The sequence below is a fragment of the Corynebacterium sp. HMSC074H12 genome (assembly GCF_001813755.1).
In the GTDB taxonomy this organism is placed as follows: domain Bacteria; phylum Actinomycetota; class Actinomycetes; order Mycobacteriales; family Mycobacteriaceae; genus Corynebacterium; species Corynebacterium hiratae.
This window is the reverse complement of sequence record NZ_KV813875.1, coordinates 64521-79671: the sequence shown is the minus strand read 5'-3', so window position 1 is coordinate 79671 and position 15151 is coordinate 64521. Positions and strand designations below refer to the sequence as shown.

The window sequence follows — 15151 nt, the reverse complement described above, 5'->3', positions numbered from 1 at the left end:
ACAGTGCTGGAGCCGCCAAGCTTGTCGACGGCATTCTTAACCGCAGAAAACAATCCCATGGCGCGATCCTAGCGCGGGGGTACCATCGGGCACTGTGATTGACGCGAAAGATACAGCACTCGTCATTGAAGGCGGCGGCATGCGCAATTCCTATACCGCCGCGTGCATCGTCAAGCTCCTAAAGGAGGAGGTGGAATTTGGCTGGGTTGGAGGTGTTTCCGCGGGCTCTTCACACACCGTGAACTTCCTCTCCCGCGACGTGAGCCGCTCGGAAGAATCCTTCGTGGATTTTGCCAAGAACCCCAGCTTCGGTGGCCTGGGTTCGCTGCTGCGCGGTAGCGGCTACTTCAATGCGGAGTTCATCTATGAGAAGGCCGCCGATCAGGACATGCCCTTTGACTGGGAAGCATTTCAGGCCAACCCGGCGCAGATGTGTATTTCCGCCGCGCGCGCCGATACCGGGGAGAGCGTGTACTGGGGGCGCAATGACATAAAGACACAAGAGGACCTGATGGTGCGCGTTCGCGCGTCTTCGACGTTGCCGCTGATCATGCCGATGCGTGTTATCGATGGCGCACCGTACGTCGACGGTGCGATGGGGGAATCCGGTGGCATCCTCATCGAGCAGGCGGAGAAGGCCGGCTTTGAAAAGTTCTTGTTCCTTGGCTCGAAACCGCGTGGCTACGTGCGGCCTGAGGTAGGGCGGCCCGCGGCGCTGCGACGAATCTTCCGAAAGTACCCTGCCGTGGCGGAGTCAATGATTGCCCGGCCGCCCCGGTACAACGCCTCCAAGGAGCGGCTTCTGGAGCTGGAAAAGGAGGGGCGTGCACAGCTTTTCTTCCCAGAGGATATGCAGGTGGCTTCGACCGAGCGCTCGGTGACTAAGCTGCGCGCGAACTATGAAGCCGGGCGCGCGCAGACCTATGCGGAATGGCCGGCGTGGAAGGAATTCCTCAGCAGTTAAGGGAAACGCTGTGCCTAATCCGCCACGAGGGTTTCGATGGTCAGCTCCGGGTGCTCCTTCTCAATGAAGGCCAGCTTCCACTTATCACCAAAGAGCGCGATGAGCTCGCCGTCGGTGCGGGTGAAGATCTCCACGCCGCGCTGGCGGCCCAACTCGGGCGCGGATTCGGCGTCGGTGCGGCGCGCCACGGAGTAGGGGATGGGCTCGGTGATGGTCTCCACGTTGTACTCGACCTCCATGCGAGCCTGCATGACCTCGAACTGCATGGGGCCCACCGCGGCCATGACTGGGGCGGCATCGCCACGCGTATCGTTGCGCAGAATCTGGACCACGCCCTCCGCAGCCAGCTGGTCCAAGCCCTTGCGGAATGCCTTGTAATCACCCAAAGACTTCGCGCGTAGGATGCGGAAGGACTCCGGCGCGAACTGCGGCATGGGCTTGAACTGTACCTTCTTGCCTGTGTAAATCGTGTCACCGGGAGCCAAGGAACCGGCGTTGACCAAGCCCACGATGTCACCCGGGTAAGCCGTGTCCACGGTGTCACGCGTGCGGCCGAAGACCGTCAGCGCATACTTGGTGGAGAAGCTGCGGCCGGATTGGGCGTGGTTGACCTGCATGCCGCGCTCAAACTCACCGGAGACCACGCGCATAAAGGCCAAGTTATCGCGGTGCTTGCGGTCCATGCCCGCCTGCACCTTGAAGATGACGCCCGCAAAGTCGTCAGTAACCTCACGTACCTCGTCGATGGCGGAGGTGGCCGCTTCAATGGCCTGCGGATCCGAATCGCGGGAGCGCGGAGCCGGGGCGATGGCGCACAGCGTATCCAGAATCTGGTGCACGCCGAAGTTCAGCATCGCAGAGGCGAAGATGAGCGGGGAGGTCACGCATTGCTCGAAGAGCTCCTGGTCGTGCAGGGCGCCATCGGCAGCCAGCAGCTCTGCTTCCTCCACGGCCGTCTCCCAAGCGTCCTCTTCTTTCGCGGCTGCATCCTCAGGCGCGTAGTGCTCCTCCGGGGCGATGGTGGAACCACCGGCGGTGCGCAGGAAGTGCACGTACTCATCGGCCTCGCCGTCATCGTTGATGTGGGCCAAGCCGCGGAAGTCGCCGGCGATACCTACCGGCCAGTACAGCGGGGTGGGCTGCAGCTGGATTTCGTTGACGATTTCGTCGACAAGCTCCAGCGGTTCCCGTCCCACGCGGTCCCACTTGTTTATCACCGTGACGATCGGCAGGCCGCGGGCCTTACACACGCGGAAGAGCTTGAGGGTCTGCGGCTCGAGGCCCTTGGCGGCGTCGATAAGCATGACGGCAGCGTCCACCGCCGTGAGCACGCGGTAGGTATCCTCCGAGAAGTCCGCGTGGCCCGGGGTGTCCACCAGGTTGATCATGTAGGGCTCGCCCTCGTGGCCCTCGGGCGCGTACTCGAACTGCAGCGCGGAGGAGGCCACGGAAATGCCGCGCTCCTTCTCCATCTCCATCCAGTCAGAGACCGTGGACTTGCGGTTGCCCTTGCCGTGCACCGCGCCGGCTTCGTTGATGACGTGCGCGTGCAGCGCCAGCGCCTCCGTCAGCGTGGACTTACCAGCATCCGGGTGGGCGATGACGGCGAATGTGCGGCGGCGGGAAGCTTCGGAGGCAATACTCATGCGGGCTAGTTTAGCCGCTGGCTGCTACCACTCCACATTGAGCTGGCGGCCCAGATCATCAAAGACGCGCCGGGCCACGGAGAGCTTCTTCGCAATCGGCCGCTGCAGGCCTGGCTTGCGCTTCTGGTTGTAGTACTCGCCGGATTCGAAATGGATGCCTGGGGTGCCGCTGAGGAAGTAGGCCAAGTTCTCCCCGCCCTTGTCCGCCTTGCCTAAGACGTATTGAGCCGCAGTGGTCGAATAGAGCTTGCTTGTCCTACTCGTTGAGTTATGCCCGAAGCCAGTATTCAAAATGCCCGGGTGGAAGGCCACGGAGGTCAGACCATGCGAGTCGAGGTAGCGGGTCAGAAGAATATCGCCCAACTTGGCGTTGCCGTAAGCGCGCTCCGCGGTGAATTTTTCAAAGGTGTTTGGGTCACCGGGATCGAAAGCGGAATACAGGACGTTGGCCAAAGAGGCGGTCTGCACCACGGTGGCATCGCTGGCCCGCAGGGTATCGCGCAATAAAGAGGTCAGAAGAAAAGGAGCCACGACGTTGATCTGCCAGGTGCGCTCGAAGCCATCGGCGGTGGCGAAGGGGCCGTCGAACATGCCGCCGGCGTTATTGCCCAAGGCATCAATCTGTGGGTACTGGCTTAGCTCTTCCGCGAGACGGCGAACTTGGCCCAAAGACTCGTAGTTGGCCACGTGAAAGGCCGCACCAATTTCTTCGGCTACGGCCTGCGTCTTTTCCGGGTTCCGGCCCACGAGCACGAGCGAATCCTGCGGGCGGCGCTGGTGAAGGATGCGGGCAGCGGCCGCGCCCACCCCGCTCGAAGCACCGGTAATGACAATTGTTCGAGGGTCATGACTAGAAGGCAGGTTCTTGCTCGCGCGGCTCATACTTGGACAGTGTAGGGCGTTGAGCGCCGCTGCGCCGGGGTTTATTTCGCCCGGGAATGGATCTCCTGCTGGGCCTTGCTGAGTCCCTCTGTCACGATGAGGCGGGCGGCCTCGGCGGCGGTGGCGATGGTGGAATCGAGCTCAGCGCTGGCGTCGACAGGCGCGAGCACCCAATCCGGGATGGAACCACCCTTGGGTGGGCGCCCGATACCGATGCGCACGCGCAGGTAATCGCGCGTGCCCAAGCGCTCGCTCAGTGACTTAAGGCCGTTGTGGCCGTTTTCGTTGCCGCCCTTCTTAATACGCACCTTGCCGGCGGGCAGGTCGAGCTCATCGTGGATGACGATGATGTTCTCTGCCGCAACGCCCAGCAGCGTGGCCAACGGGGCGATGGGATCGCCAGAGAGGTTCATGTAGGTGTGTGAGCGCAGCGCTACGACCTTCGTGCCTCCGAGCTCGAGCTGCGCCGCGCTGAGTTGGTGTCCGGTGACAGGCTCGAGCATGTCACCAGATTCGGCGAGGAGATCATCCACGGCCATGTACCCCACATTGTGGCGGGTCGCGGCGTATTTCGCGCCGGGATTACCCAAACCCACGATGAGCCACTCGGCGCTTAAATCCGAGGGATTAAGTCCGGAGGCGGCGGCCTTCTGTGTTTTCTTATTCGGTGCTTCGCCGGCGCGGCCAAAGCGGCGGGTGAAAAAGTCACGGATGGCAGACACAACTACTCCCTTGATGGTTTTCTTTAGGCTGGGTAACCATGAGTCAACTTCTTGAGACTATCACTTGCCCTGTCCTACCTGCCCCGATGGCGGGCGGGCCCACCACGCCTGAGTTAGTCGCCGCCGCCGACGCCGCTGGTTCCTTCAGCGCGCTGGGGCTGGGGACGTGCTCCGTCGACGCCGCGCGGGAGGCCATCGCTGCGTGTGCCGGTACGCGCTTCGGGGTCAATATCTTTCACCCGCAGCGCGCGCTGACCGAAACGGAACTCGCGGCTGCACGGTCCCTCGCCGCCGAAGAGGGCGCCGTGCTTGGCGACGTCTCCCTCAACTTCGGCTGGCAGGACAAGCTCGACGCCGCGCTGGAGGGTGAGGCAGCAGTGCTCTGGTCGATGTTCGGCGTCTTTAGCGAGGACGAGGTCGCGCGCATCCATGACGCTGGGGCAGAGGCGTGGACCACGGTCACCAACCCCGAGGAGGCGCAGGCCGCGGCCGCCCGCGGCATCGATGTGTTGTGCGTGCAGGGCCCTGAAGCTGGCGGGCACCGTGGTGTGTGGGACCCGAGTGCGGAACCCGATCAGCGCCCTCTCGAGGAACTCGTCGCGGCGGTCCACCAGGTCACGGACCTTCCGCTCATTGCCGCGGGTGGTCTGCGCACGGCGGAAGATGTTGCCACGGCCCTGGCCTGGCCGGGGGTAAAAGCAGTCAGCTGTGGTTCCGCCTTCCTGCTCTCCGAGGAGGCGGGAACGAGTGAACACAACCGTGGCCTTCTGCGTCGCGGTGGCCAGACGGTGTCCACCCGCGCGTTCTCTGGGCGCTACGCCCGCGGGCTGGAGACCGCCTACACGCGGGCACACCCGGACCTGCCTTTGGTCTACCCCTACCTCAACGCGCTACTGAAACCTCGTCGCGCCCAGCTTGACGCGGACGTGGACTATTGCCTCGTAGGTGTCGATGTAATGAAACTTGGCGGGGGTAGTGTGGCGGAGATCCTCGCTCAACTACACCCAAACGGGCATGAATAACGGTTAATATTTACGGATGGACAGAGTTTTACACCCTTTTTGACGAGTAAAGGATACAAAGCACGTGACTTCGAACGCGCACATTGGGCACGAGGATTGGAACGAGCGCCTGGAGCTGGCCCAAGAGATGATCCCGCTCATCCACCAGCTGCACCGCAACAATAACGTTGTCACCTCTATCTACGGCCGCCTGCTCATCGGCGTGACCGACATCGACATCATCAAGGCGCACCGCTACGCCCGCCGCATTGCTGAGCGCGAGCTTTCCACCGCAGAGACCCTGCCGATTGTGAAGGAACTGTGCTCGATGAACCTGGGCACCGCTTCCATTGACCTTGGCCGCCTGGCTACCGGCTTCGAAGAGTCCGGCTCCGATAACCTGCGCAACTACCTCGAGGAGACCCTCGTGGATCTCGTCGGCGCCGGTGTGGATAAGGAGTCCACCGACGTCGTTCTCTACGGCTTCGGTCGCATCGGCCGCCTCTTGGCTCGCATCCTCATCGCCCGCGAGGCTGCCTACGGCGGCGTGCGCCTGCGCGCTATCGTCGTGCGCAAGAAGGGTGACATTGACATCTTCAAGCGCGCCTCCCTCCTGCGCCGTGACTCCGTCCACGGTGCCTTCAATGGCACCATCGCTGTTGACGAGGAGAACGAGGTCATCTGGGCCAACGGCACCAAGATTCAGATGGTTTATGCCAATGACCCGGCGGACATTGACTACACCAAGTACGGCATCGACAACGCCATCGTCGTCGACAACACCGGTGTGTGGCGCGACCGTGAGGGACTGTCCCAGCACCTGCAGTCCAAGGGTGTGGCTCGCGTGCTGCTCACCGCTCCGGGCAAGGGCGATCTGAAGAACATTGTCTACGGCATCAACCACGGCGACATCGAGGACTCCGACCAGATCCTCTCCGCCGCATCCTGCACCACCAACGGCATCACCCCGGTGCTCAAGGTCATCAACGACCGCTACGGCGTGGTTCATGGCCATGTGGAGACCGCACACTCCTTCACCAACGACCAGAACCTCATCGATAACTTCCACAAGGGTGACCGCCGCGGTCGCGCAGCTGGCCTGAACATGGTGCTCACGGAAACCGGTGCAGCCAAGGCCGTGTCCAAGGCTCTGCCGGAGTTCGAGGGCAAGCTCACCGGTAACGCCATCCGCGTTCCCACCCCGGACGTGTCCATGGCTGTGCTCAACCTCGAGCTGGAGAAGGAAGCTGACCGCGACGAGGTCAATGACTTCCTGCGCAACGTGTCCCTGCACTCTGACTTGCGCCAGCAGATCTCCTACATCGCTTCTCCGGAAGTTGTGTCCTCTGACTTCGTTGGTTCCACCCACGCCGGTGTGGTCGATGGTCTCGCCACCATCTCCTCCGGCAAGCACCTCGTGCTTTACGTGTGGTACGACAATGAGTTCGGCTACTCCAACCAGGTCATCCGCATCGTCGAGGACATGGCCGGTGCCCGCCCGGTGGTCTACCCGAAGCGCGTTGACGTCTCTGAACTCTAAGAGCTAGAACAAGAACACCGCCCGCGCTGCATGGCGCGGGCGGTGTTGCTGTTTTGAGGGCCTGCTCTGGTTTGCGACCTAGCTTTGCCAGGATGTTTCAAACACGCAACTGCCCGATTTGCCAAAAGTAGGGGCTGAGATTGAAAAATCCGGGCGACTTTCGTCAGATTGGTCGGTTTAGCGGGAAGATAGCGCTCGAGTATGGAGTAAATGCCGTGCGCGCAATGTTGCAGCCACACCGAGCACTGCGGCCAACATCACAGCGACGGCATAGCGCAAAGGTGAGTGCGCAACCAAAGGCCAGGCGGGGAAGGCAAGGATCCATAGGCCGGTTTCTGCCAAGACATCGCCGCCTAACGTGATGGAGACGATCGTCCCTACGATTGTGAGGGCGATAGCACTCACGATGCCGAGGCGAATCACCAGTATGAGTGATACGGCCGCGATGACAAAGCCCACCCCAACCGCCAGGGGGAAAGCCAGAAGCTGGGCAGCGATATCGCCACCTGCGAGTGCACTGGTCAGGCATGCGGCAGCGCAAACCGCCACGATGACGGACAAAAACCACATGAGGATTCCGGATGTGCCGAACCGTGTTTCCATATACACCAGCGGCCACGAATCTGACATGCGCGGCCATACGAGGACAGGCAAAATACCTGCGCCGACCGGCAGCAGAAAGAAGTAAAAGAAACCTTCGACGTAGTTAGCGGGATAGAGCAGGGCGACAAAGCCTAGCGCCAGAATGCTGAGCATCAGGCAAGAGAACACCGCTGGGCTAAAAGCTGCACGGTGGAGTCCTAGCAGCGTAGACCACAGCGAGGACTGTGCCGCCGCACGTGGGTGGTTCGTAGGCTGCCATACTTGGGCTTTTTCCACGGTGGTATCAGCCACGTCGGCGTCAGCCTGGGCTTTTGTAGAACGCGTGAAACGGTGTCGCAGCGAGAACATTGGCTGGTATCGTCGCGGCGTGTAGACTGCGGCTAATGCTCCGAGCACGGCGAGGATGACGCACAATATGAAAGCCGGTAGTGGACTGCTGCTTAGAAGTGGGTCGTGTGGTTCAAGAGGCACCGAGTTCTGGTGAATACGCAATGCGCGTAAAAGCAGTCGTTGCGGCCATGCTGGGGGAAAGGCCCACCACTTGCCTGATTCAACAGTGCTCGGAAGGATGCTGAGCATTTGCCACAAGGCCGCAGCAACCAGTGTAAAGGCGAAGCCCAGTCGGCGGGCACAGGCAGCGGAAAGCCCGGCAATGCCAAGTGCACCAAGGAAAGAATAAAGCCCGGCGACGAGGATAAGCTCGTGGTTCTCGCGCCCCTGGATGGCGACAGCGAGCCAGGAACCACCAAAGTTCAGCATGTGGAAGAGCGCAATGCTGGCAATGACGCCGAGAAGCCGGACAGCGTTCTCCCGACGCGGGTTGAGGTTTCTCCACTGCGTCCCGCCGCTGCGGGTAACGGCCTCACGGTGTTCTGGGACCGCAGCGAATAGCGCAACAAGTGGGGCGTACATGCCGGTAACAAATAAGGATTGCCAAGCCAAGACGCCTGTGGCATCACTGTGCACCGATGCCATAGATGAAAAGATCACCGTCATGATGACCAGCGGTAGAGCAAGTAAAGGCAACCACTGTAAGGTGCTTCCACGGCTGCGCAGTAGTTCTGCTGAAAGGTAACTCGGGCGAGGATCAGTAGTGTGCTTAGGCACGTGACTCTCCTCCCCGGTTGGTAGGCGCTTGGGAGGGGTGGCCAGGTGAGGTAAGTCGGAAGAATTCCTCCTCCAACTGACCACGTGGAGCTAGCTCGTGCAGGGAACCGGAATAGCGAATCGTGCCCTCGGCCAAGACGGTGATGTCATGGGCAAGGTGCAGGACCTCTCCAAGTTGGTGGGAGCTGACGATAACGGTGTGCCCAGCTGCGGCTAGTTGTTGTAGTAGCTCTCGCAATTCCTTGATGCCTTGGGGATCGAGGCCATTCTGGGGCTCATCAAGAACAAGTACCTCTGGATCGCCGAGGAGAGCTTGTGCTAACGCCAGGCGGGCCTTCATACCAGTGGAAAAGGATTTCGCCTTCTTGGAGCCAACGCCGTTGAGCCCAGCGATGGAGAGAACCCGGTCAATCTCGGAATCAGGAAGGCCCAGAAGTCGAGCGTGAACGCGAAGATTCGCCGAGGCAGAAAGATGGCCATAAAAGGCTGGCCCGTTCACTGAGGCACCAATGCGGCGAAGCACATTGCGGTTCCAAGGTTGGCCCGCCACGTTGATGGAGCCTGAGTCAGGCGGCAGGAGACCTAAGAGGATGGAAAAGAGCGTCGATTTTCCTGCCCCGTTGCGCCCGAGGAGCGCATGCACGCGGCCCGGGGAGATGCGGAAGGAAACATCATCGAGGACTCGTTGCCGACCAAAAGACTTCGAGATGTGCTCAAAAGAGATATCGCAATTCATAAAATGCAGTATCGCCGGGGCTCATCATAAAGGAATCCGCCTGCATGATGGTCTTCAGCGAGCAGACCTCCTACCGTGGTAGGAGCTTAGGCAACCCCAGCACGCTGCGCTAAGAGAACGAGGGCCACTCGGTCACGTGCGGCGAGTTTAGACATGAGCGCGGAGACGTGAGTTTTCACCGTGGTTTCTGCGATGACCATGTCGGCGGCTATCTCCGCATTTGTAGCACCACGCGCGATGAGCGAAAGCACTTCCATCTCGCGGCGTGTTACAAGACTGAGTCCTTGGCGTTCCTGGGCGCTGAGGTTTTCGCGCGTCAGCGCCGAGCGATAAGCCTCCAGCACTGGGCCGGTTACCCCGGCGGCCAGCACCGATTCTCCTTGCGCCACGTTGCGAACGGCGGTCACAAGAACCTCTGGGTCGGCATCCTTCAGCAGGAAGCCGTGGGCGCCAGCGGAGATGGACCGCGCCACGAGTTCTTCATCATTGAATGTGGTGAGCATGATGATGCGGCACTCGGGCTTGCGCTCGAGTATGGCTTGAGCCGCTCCGATGCCGTCCATGCCGGGCATGCGAATGTCGAGGATAGCCACATCAATGTGGTGGCTTAGTGCTGCTGTCACGGCGTCCGCCCCAGTGGCAGCGGTTGCCGCGACCTCGATGTCTTCTTGCGCAGTGAGGATGGTAGACAACGCTGAGAGCAGCATTGCTTGATCATCGGCCAATAAGACGCGGATTCTAGATCTGCTGTGTGGCATCCTTGGTCTCCTTCATCGGTATCTGTGCGTGCAAGGAAAAGGAATGAGCATCGCCGGAATAGTCGAGGCGACCGCCAAGCGAACGAGCTCGTTCCGCCACTCCGACTAAGCCCACGCCGCTGCCCGCGACGTTGCTTGGCGTGGGATGAGGATTGGTGGAGGTGAGGGTGAGCGCGGCGGCGTCATCAAGTACAAGCTCAACCACGACATGCGTGCCGACGCCCTGATGGCGCAGAGCATTCGTCAAGCCCTCCGTGGTAATGCGCACCAATGCCATCTGCACCAACGACGGCACGGCGTATTCAGCTGGGAGGTTTGCGTCGACTTTCAGCCCAGCAGCGCGGAAGCCTTCGAGGATTCCTTCGATGTGCTCAAGTTGTTGAGCAGGCTCCAGAGCCGTGGGTCGGGGTGAGCGCAAGGCAGCGACGATTCCGCGAACCTCGCGCAGGGCGGTATCCGCATTATCGCGGATCGAAAGAAGTGCTTCTTCAGCCGCGCCGGAGTCCGCAGTCGCTGCAATGATGCCTGCATTAGCCTGAACCTTAATCAGGGTGAGGGAATGGGCAAGGACATCGTGCAGTTCCCGTGCAATGAGGAGGCGTTCTTCTTCTTGTGCCTGGTGGAAGCGCTCGCGGGCTAGTATCTCCCGTTGGCGATCACGGTCAAAATACCGGGCAGCGATGAAATACGTGCTGCCCAGCACTGCCCAATGGGCCACCACCATGGCAAGGAAGGGTGTGTCTACCTCATAGCGCAGAAGGTAAGTCTCAGTGTCGATGCGCCACATGAAGGGGGAGATAAAGGTACCGAGTGCGGTGATGAGGAGGACCACCCGCGGAACCAGCTTCTGGGTGATGTACCGCGAGGTGGTGTACACGGCCATGGGGGCGGTCAGCGCCCACGGGGTGAGGCCGCTATTGGTGGGGAGCTGGTTCATCCATATGACAGCCCAGGCCAGGAGCAGAACTAGGAATCCTGTTGCGCTCACGATTGGCCTCGAGCGCCACACGAGGAAGAACGGTATGAACAGCAGCGACAAGAGAGCCTCGAGTACTTCCACCGTTCCGGAAGAGGAAAACGCCAAGGCACAATAAAAGGCCGCTACGAGCCCCGCGACTCCTGCGAGTAGCGCGTCCCCCAAATGCACCGAGGACAGGAAGGTACGCGCGGTGCGGGAAGAGCTCATAGACGGCCATGGTAGTACATGCCGAAAGTACTACTTCTTTTTCTTGTCCTTCTTGCCCTTCTTTTTCTTTCCCTGCTTCTTGCCGGAGCCGTTGCCGTTGACCTTGTCGCGCTCCAAATCGGCTGCGACATCTGGTACGTAGGCAAATTCATTGCGCGGCGGGCGTACGTATTCGGCCTCGAGCTCGGGGCGATCTGGGATCTCAGGAACATCCTGCTCTACGTGCTGGTACGGAACCATCTTGAGGATGTGGTTGATCACGTTGATGCGCGAGCGCTTCTTGTCCTCGGATTCCACGGTGTACCACGGGGAGGACGGGGTATCGGTGTGGACGAACATTTCATCCTTGGCACGCGAGTAGTCTTCCCAACGGGTAATGGACTGCAAGTCCATGGGGGAGAGCTTCCAGCGGCGCAGCGGATCGTTGCGGCGGGACTTAAAGCGTGCGAGCTGCTCCTCATCAGAAACGGAGAACCAGTACTTAAGAAGGATGACGCCATCCTCGATGAGCATGTGCTCCAGCAGCGGAGCCTGGTGAAGGAAGCGCACGTATTCTTGCTGGGAACAGAAGCCCATGACACGCTCCACGCCGGCGCGGTTGTACCAGGAACGGTCGAAGATGACGATCTCGCCGGCGGTGGGCAGCTTCTCAATGTAGCGCTGGAAATACCACTGGCCCGCCTCACGGTCAGTCGGCTTGGGCAGAGCTTCGATGCGGCAGGTACGCGGGTTCAGGTACTGCGTAATGCGCTTGATGGCGGAACCCTTGCCGGCGGCGTCGCGGCCTTCCATGATAATGACCACGCGGGCGCCGGTCTCAACGACCCACTGCTGCATCTCGACGAGCTCTGCTTGGAGGCGCTTGAGCTCGTCCTCATAGGCTTGCTTGTCTAGCTTCGGCGGCTTGGTGGCAGACTTCTTAGACTGTGAACTCATACCTTTAAATTTACCTCTTAGCTGGGGAAATGCCTAACCGCAGGGGTTAGAGATGTGTGTGGGATGGAGCTGGGGATCAGACTGGCGATCAGTCAACCTCGTGTTGCATCACCGCGCCGCTGGCGGCGTCGACATCGAGCTCGTGTTCCTGGCCGTTGGCCTTGAACTCGATCTACCAGTGCGGGCCCTTGCCGTCATCACCATCGTCGTAGTCGACTTCCTTTTCGGTGACGGCCCGGGCATCAACGCCGGCGTGGGCTAAGGCTTTCTCAAATGCTTCATCGCCGCTGAGCATGCCGGAGCCCTCTGCGTTGCCGGTGGCCCCGGCACCAGCCGTGCCGGCAGGCTGCTGAGCGTCATCATCGTCGTGGTCGTCATCACGGTCATCGTCGCCAGCATCCGTGCCCGTCGCTGTGGCCGTTTCCGTCACGGTTTCCACCGGCGCGGGAGTCGGCGTCGGGGCGGGCTCGGCCTCCTTATCCGACGAGCACCCCACCAGCGCGGTGCTGGCGCAGAGTGCGATGCCGGCGGCGGTGAAACGGGAATGAAGAGTCATCGAGGCTCATCCTCCTCAGTCAATCAGGGGAAATGTGGTGTCCCACCGTATCGAAATCAGAGCGTGCTCGCTGAAGAGCCTGGATATGGCTGAATGTTAACGGCCGTGACAGGTGCAGCCTTCGCCGCAGCCACCGGCAGCAGGGGGCTCACCGAAGCGCGTGGTGTTCTCAATTGCCCCGAGCCCTTCGATGCTGATGCGGGTGCGGGAGCCGTCGCCCAGCAGCGCCTCCTCACCACGCGCGAAGCCCACACCTTCCGGAGTGCCGGTGGCAATGACATCGCCCGGATTGAGAGGGTAGAGGGAGGAGCAGAAGGCGATGAGCTCGGCCACGGAGAAGATGAGGTCATCGGTGTTGTCGTCTTGGCGCACGTCGCCGTCGACGGTCGTGGTGAGCCGCGCGGCCTTGCCCGGGGCCCATTCATCAGCCGTGGTCAACCACGGCCCGAAGCCGGCGGTGCGGTAGAAGGATTTGCCGGCGTGGAACTGCGTGGTGGCGCGCTGATAATCCCGCAGGGTGTAGTCGTTCATGATGGCATAGCCGGCCACGTAATCCAGCGCATCTTTCGTGCTCACCTGGTGCGCGCGGCGTCCCATGACCACGGCGAGCTCTCCTTCGTAGTCCAGCTTCTTCGTGGCATAGGCCGGGACATAAACGTCGTCGAAGGGCCCGGTCAGGGCCTCCGGGAACTTGATGAAGAGTGTGGGCTGTGTGGGAAGTTCGCGCCCCATCTCCCGGGCATGCTTGGCGTAGTTGACGCCAACGCAGATAATCTTTCCCGGGTTCGGGATGACGGGGGCTAGGTCGGCATCGTTGAAAACCACAGGCTCGCCGGACAGCTGCGCGGCCTTGCTCCAATCGGGGCTGGCGAGCAATTCTCCGACGTCCTCATAATCCAGCTCGGTGCCCACGTTGGGGCCGTCGATGCGGATAGCGCAAGTACCAAAACTGGTGCGGAGAGTAGCGAGCTTCATGGCGGCTAGTCTAACGCGCGAAGAATCTCATCGACGGCATCGGCACAGATGATGGGAATCTCGTGGGCCTCCTGCTTAGTCCACGGCTTGAGCACGAATGCGGCCGGATCCATACGGCCGGGCGGGCGGCCGATGCCTACTGAAAGCCGCTGATAATCCTTGGTGCCCAGGGACTTCGTGGTGGAGCGCAGGCCGTTATGGCCGTGGTCCCCGCCGCCGAGGCGTCGCTTGATGGTGGCGAAGTCGAGCTCCAATTCATCGTGGATCACGATGATGTGATCATGAGGAACATTGAAGTATTGGGCGAGTGCCTTGATGGGACCGCCGGACAAGTTCATGAAGCAGCGCGGCTTGGCGACGATCACTTTGGTATCGCCACGTCGCGCTTCGGCGACATCCGTGTTTGTCTTTTTGTGAACGGAAAAGGAAGCGAATAGCTCGTGGGCTAGTTCATCAGCCACGTCAAAGCCGATGTTGTGGCGAGTTCCGGCGTACTTCGGCCCGGGGTTTCCTAGGCCAACGACGAGAAAAGGAGAAGAAGTCACGCAGCCATTCTAAGCCGCTGGGGTGAAGACACAAGAGCGCACCGCCACCTGCACGCTCACCCCCTCGGTATGTAGGGGAGGGAGTGAGAAAGAATGCAGGCAGCGGTGCGCTAGAGAATGAGGAGTGATAAGGAGAGGGGAGTTTTACTCCTCGTCGGCCTTCTCCTCGGCGGCGCCCTCGTCTGCGGACTCGGCGCCAGCCTCAGCGCCGCCGTCCTCGGCAGCCTCAGCGGCAGCCTCGAGCTCCTCATCAACCTGCGGCTCGGAGATGGAGACGATGACGGTGTCTTCCTCGGCCACGAGGGTGGTGCCCTCCGGCAGGGTGATGTCGCCAGCGGTGACCACGGTGCCATCCTCGAGACCCTCGATGGACACGGCGATCTCCTCCGGAATGTTGAGCACGTCTGCCTCGACCAGGAGGACGTCGGCATCCTGGATGGACATGAGGCCCGGAGCCGGCTCGCCCTCGAGGACAACCGGAACCTCGACCTCAACCTTCTCGCCACGCTTAATGGAGAGCAGGTCGATGTGGTCGATGTTGAAGGTCAGGACGTTCTGGTCGACGTGCTTGACCATGACCAGGTGCTGCTCGCCCTCGAGCTCCAGCTCGAACACGGCGTTGACGCCGTGGTTACGGACCAGTGCGGTCATTTCCAGGCGGTCAACGGCGAAGTGCAGAACGTCGACGGCGTGGCCGTAGACAACGCCCGGGATCTTGCCTGCAGCGCGCAGACGGCGAGCGAAGCCCTTGCCAAACTCAGAACGGACTTCAGCCTTCAATACGGGGCGCTCAGAAGCCATAAGTAAATCTCCTTAAAGTATCGTTGTGCGGCAAGGGCTCATGAAGAACCGTGTAGATACGACAAAAGCCTGCCGATGGACGTCTTGGACGAGTCATCGCAGGCTTAATACAAGATTCACTGCTTAACTTGTGCTATCGCGTCGATAACGGATTTCTCCCTCGCCGAGACGCACAAGATTTTAGCAGCAGCGT

The 15151-nt window shown here is 60.9% G+C and carries 15 protein-coding genes; 3 read left to right on the top strand and 12 right to left on the bottom strand.

What is annotated here, in order from left to right:
- The first annotated feature begins 94 nt into the window (after positions 1–94).
- On the top strand, positions 95–964 hold the full coding sequence (locus tag HMPREF2932_RS00560) for a patatin-like phospholipase family protein (protein ID WP_049154251.1): 870 nt from the start codon (positions 95–97) through the stop codon (positions 962–964).
- A gap of 14 nt (positions 965–978) precedes the next feature.
- Here HMPREF2932_RS00560 and HMPREF2932_RS00555 read toward each other — a convergent pair whose 3' ends face one another.
- Genes HMPREF2932_RS00555 through pth (HMPREF2932_RS00545) form a run of 3 tightly spaced genes read right to left on the bottom strand, consistent with a single transcriptional unit; the run spans position 979 to position 4214 of the window.
- Positions 979–2610 carry a peptide chain release factor 3 gene (locus tag HMPREF2932_RS00555; protein ID WP_071409371.1) on the bottom strand — a complete coding sequence of 544 codons (1632 nt, stop codon included), beginning with the start codon at positions 2608–2610 and terminating at the stop codon, positions 979–981.
- Between the two features lie 24 nt (positions 2611–2634).
- Positions 2635–3492 (bottom strand): SDR family NAD(P)-dependent oxidoreductase, encoded by an 858-nt coding sequence (locus HMPREF2932_RS00550; protein WP_070515901.1) that lies wholly within the window; start codon positions 3490–3492, stop codon positions 2635–2637.
- Positions 3493–3533: 41 nt separating this feature from the next.
- Positions 3534–4214, bottom strand: coding sequence for an aminoacyl-tRNA hydrolase (gene pth, locus HMPREF2932_RS00545; protein WP_071409370.1), 681 nt, complete (start codon positions 4212–4214; stop codon positions 3534–3536).
- Between the two features lie 38 nt (positions 4215–4252).
- On the opposite strand from pth (HMPREF2932_RS00545), the gene HMPREF2932_RS00540 reads away from it, so the two are divergent.
- Positions 4253–5236, top strand: coding sequence for a nitronate monooxygenase (locus HMPREF2932_RS00540; protein WP_071409369.1), 984 nt, complete (start codon positions 4253–4255; stop codon positions 5234–5236).
- 64 nt (positions 5237–5300) lie between these two features.
- Positions 5301–6755: a glyceraldehyde-3-phosphate dehydrogenase gene (locus HMPREF2932_RS00535; RefSeq protein ID WP_071409368.1), complete on the top strand. Its 1455-nt coding sequence runs from the start codon at positions 5301–5303 to the stop codon at positions 6753–6755.
- 177 nt (positions 6756–6932) lie between these two features.
- Here HMPREF2932_RS00535 and HMPREF2932_RS00530 read toward each other — a convergent pair whose 3' ends face one another.
- The 9 genes from HMPREF2932_RS00530 to HMPREF2932_RS00490 all read right to left on the bottom strand — a co-directional run bounded on the left by HMPREF2932_RS00530 (position 6933) and on the right by HMPREF2932_RS00490 (position 14958).
- The gene (locus HMPREF2932_RS00530; protein WP_083295520.1) at positions 6933–8465 is read right to left on the bottom strand and encodes an ABC-2 family transporter permease; all 1533 of its coding nucleotides are present in this window, start codon (positions 8463–8465) and stop codon (positions 6933–6935) included.
- Positions 8458–9201, bottom strand: a complete 744-nt coding sequence (locus tag HMPREF2932_RS00525) for an ATP-binding cassette domain-containing protein (RefSeq protein WP_049154265.1) — start codon at positions 9199–9201, stop codon at positions 8458–8460. The genes HMPREF2932_RS00530 and HMPREF2932_RS00525 overlap by 8 nt, the downstream gene beginning before the upstream one ends.
- Positions 9202–9287: 86 nt before the next feature.
- Positions 9288–9959, bottom strand: coding sequence for a response regulator (locus tag HMPREF2932_RS00520; RefSeq protein ID WP_070546173.1), 672 nt, complete (start codon positions 9957–9959; stop codon positions 9288–9290).
- On the bottom strand, positions 9940–11145 hold the full coding sequence (locus HMPREF2932_RS00515) for a sensor histidine kinase (RefSeq protein ID WP_071409367.1): 1206 nt from the start codon (positions 11143–11145) through the stop codon (positions 9940–9942). Before HMPREF2932_RS00515 ends, HMPREF2932_RS00520 begins: the two co-directional genes overlap by 20 nt.
- A 30-nt stretch (positions 11146–11175) precedes the next feature.
- A complete protein-coding gene (gene ppk2, locus HMPREF2932_RS00510) occupies positions 11176–12081 on the bottom strand; it encodes a polyphosphate kinase 2 (protein ID WP_070447108.1) in 906 nt (301 codons plus the stop codon).
- A 172-nt stretch (positions 12082–12253) separates the two neighbouring features.
- A complete protein-coding gene (locus tag HMPREF2932_RS00505; RefSeq protein WP_246818593.1) occupies positions 12254–12637 on the bottom strand; it encodes a hypothetical protein in 384 nt (127 codons plus the stop codon).
- Between the two features lie 96 nt (positions 12638–12733).
- A complete protein-coding gene (locus HMPREF2932_RS00500) occupies positions 12734–13612 on the bottom strand; it encodes a fumarylacetoacetate hydrolase family protein (protein ID WP_071409366.1) in 879 nt (292 codons plus the stop codon).
- A 5-nt stretch (positions 13613–13617) separates the two neighbouring features.
- Positions 13618–14157, bottom strand: a complete 540-nt coding sequence (gene pth, locus HMPREF2932_RS00495; protein WP_070510332.1) for an aminoacyl-tRNA hydrolase — start codon at positions 14155–14157, stop codon at positions 13618–13620.
- A 144-nt stretch (positions 14158–14301) separates the two neighbouring features.
- Positions 14302–14958 carry a 50S ribosomal protein L25/general stress protein Ctc gene (locus HMPREF2932_RS00490; protein ID WP_049154276.1) on the bottom strand — a complete coding sequence of 219 codons (657 nt, stop codon included), beginning with the start codon at positions 14956–14958 and terminating at the stop codon, positions 14302–14304.
- Positions 14959–15151: the final 193 nt, after the last annotated feature.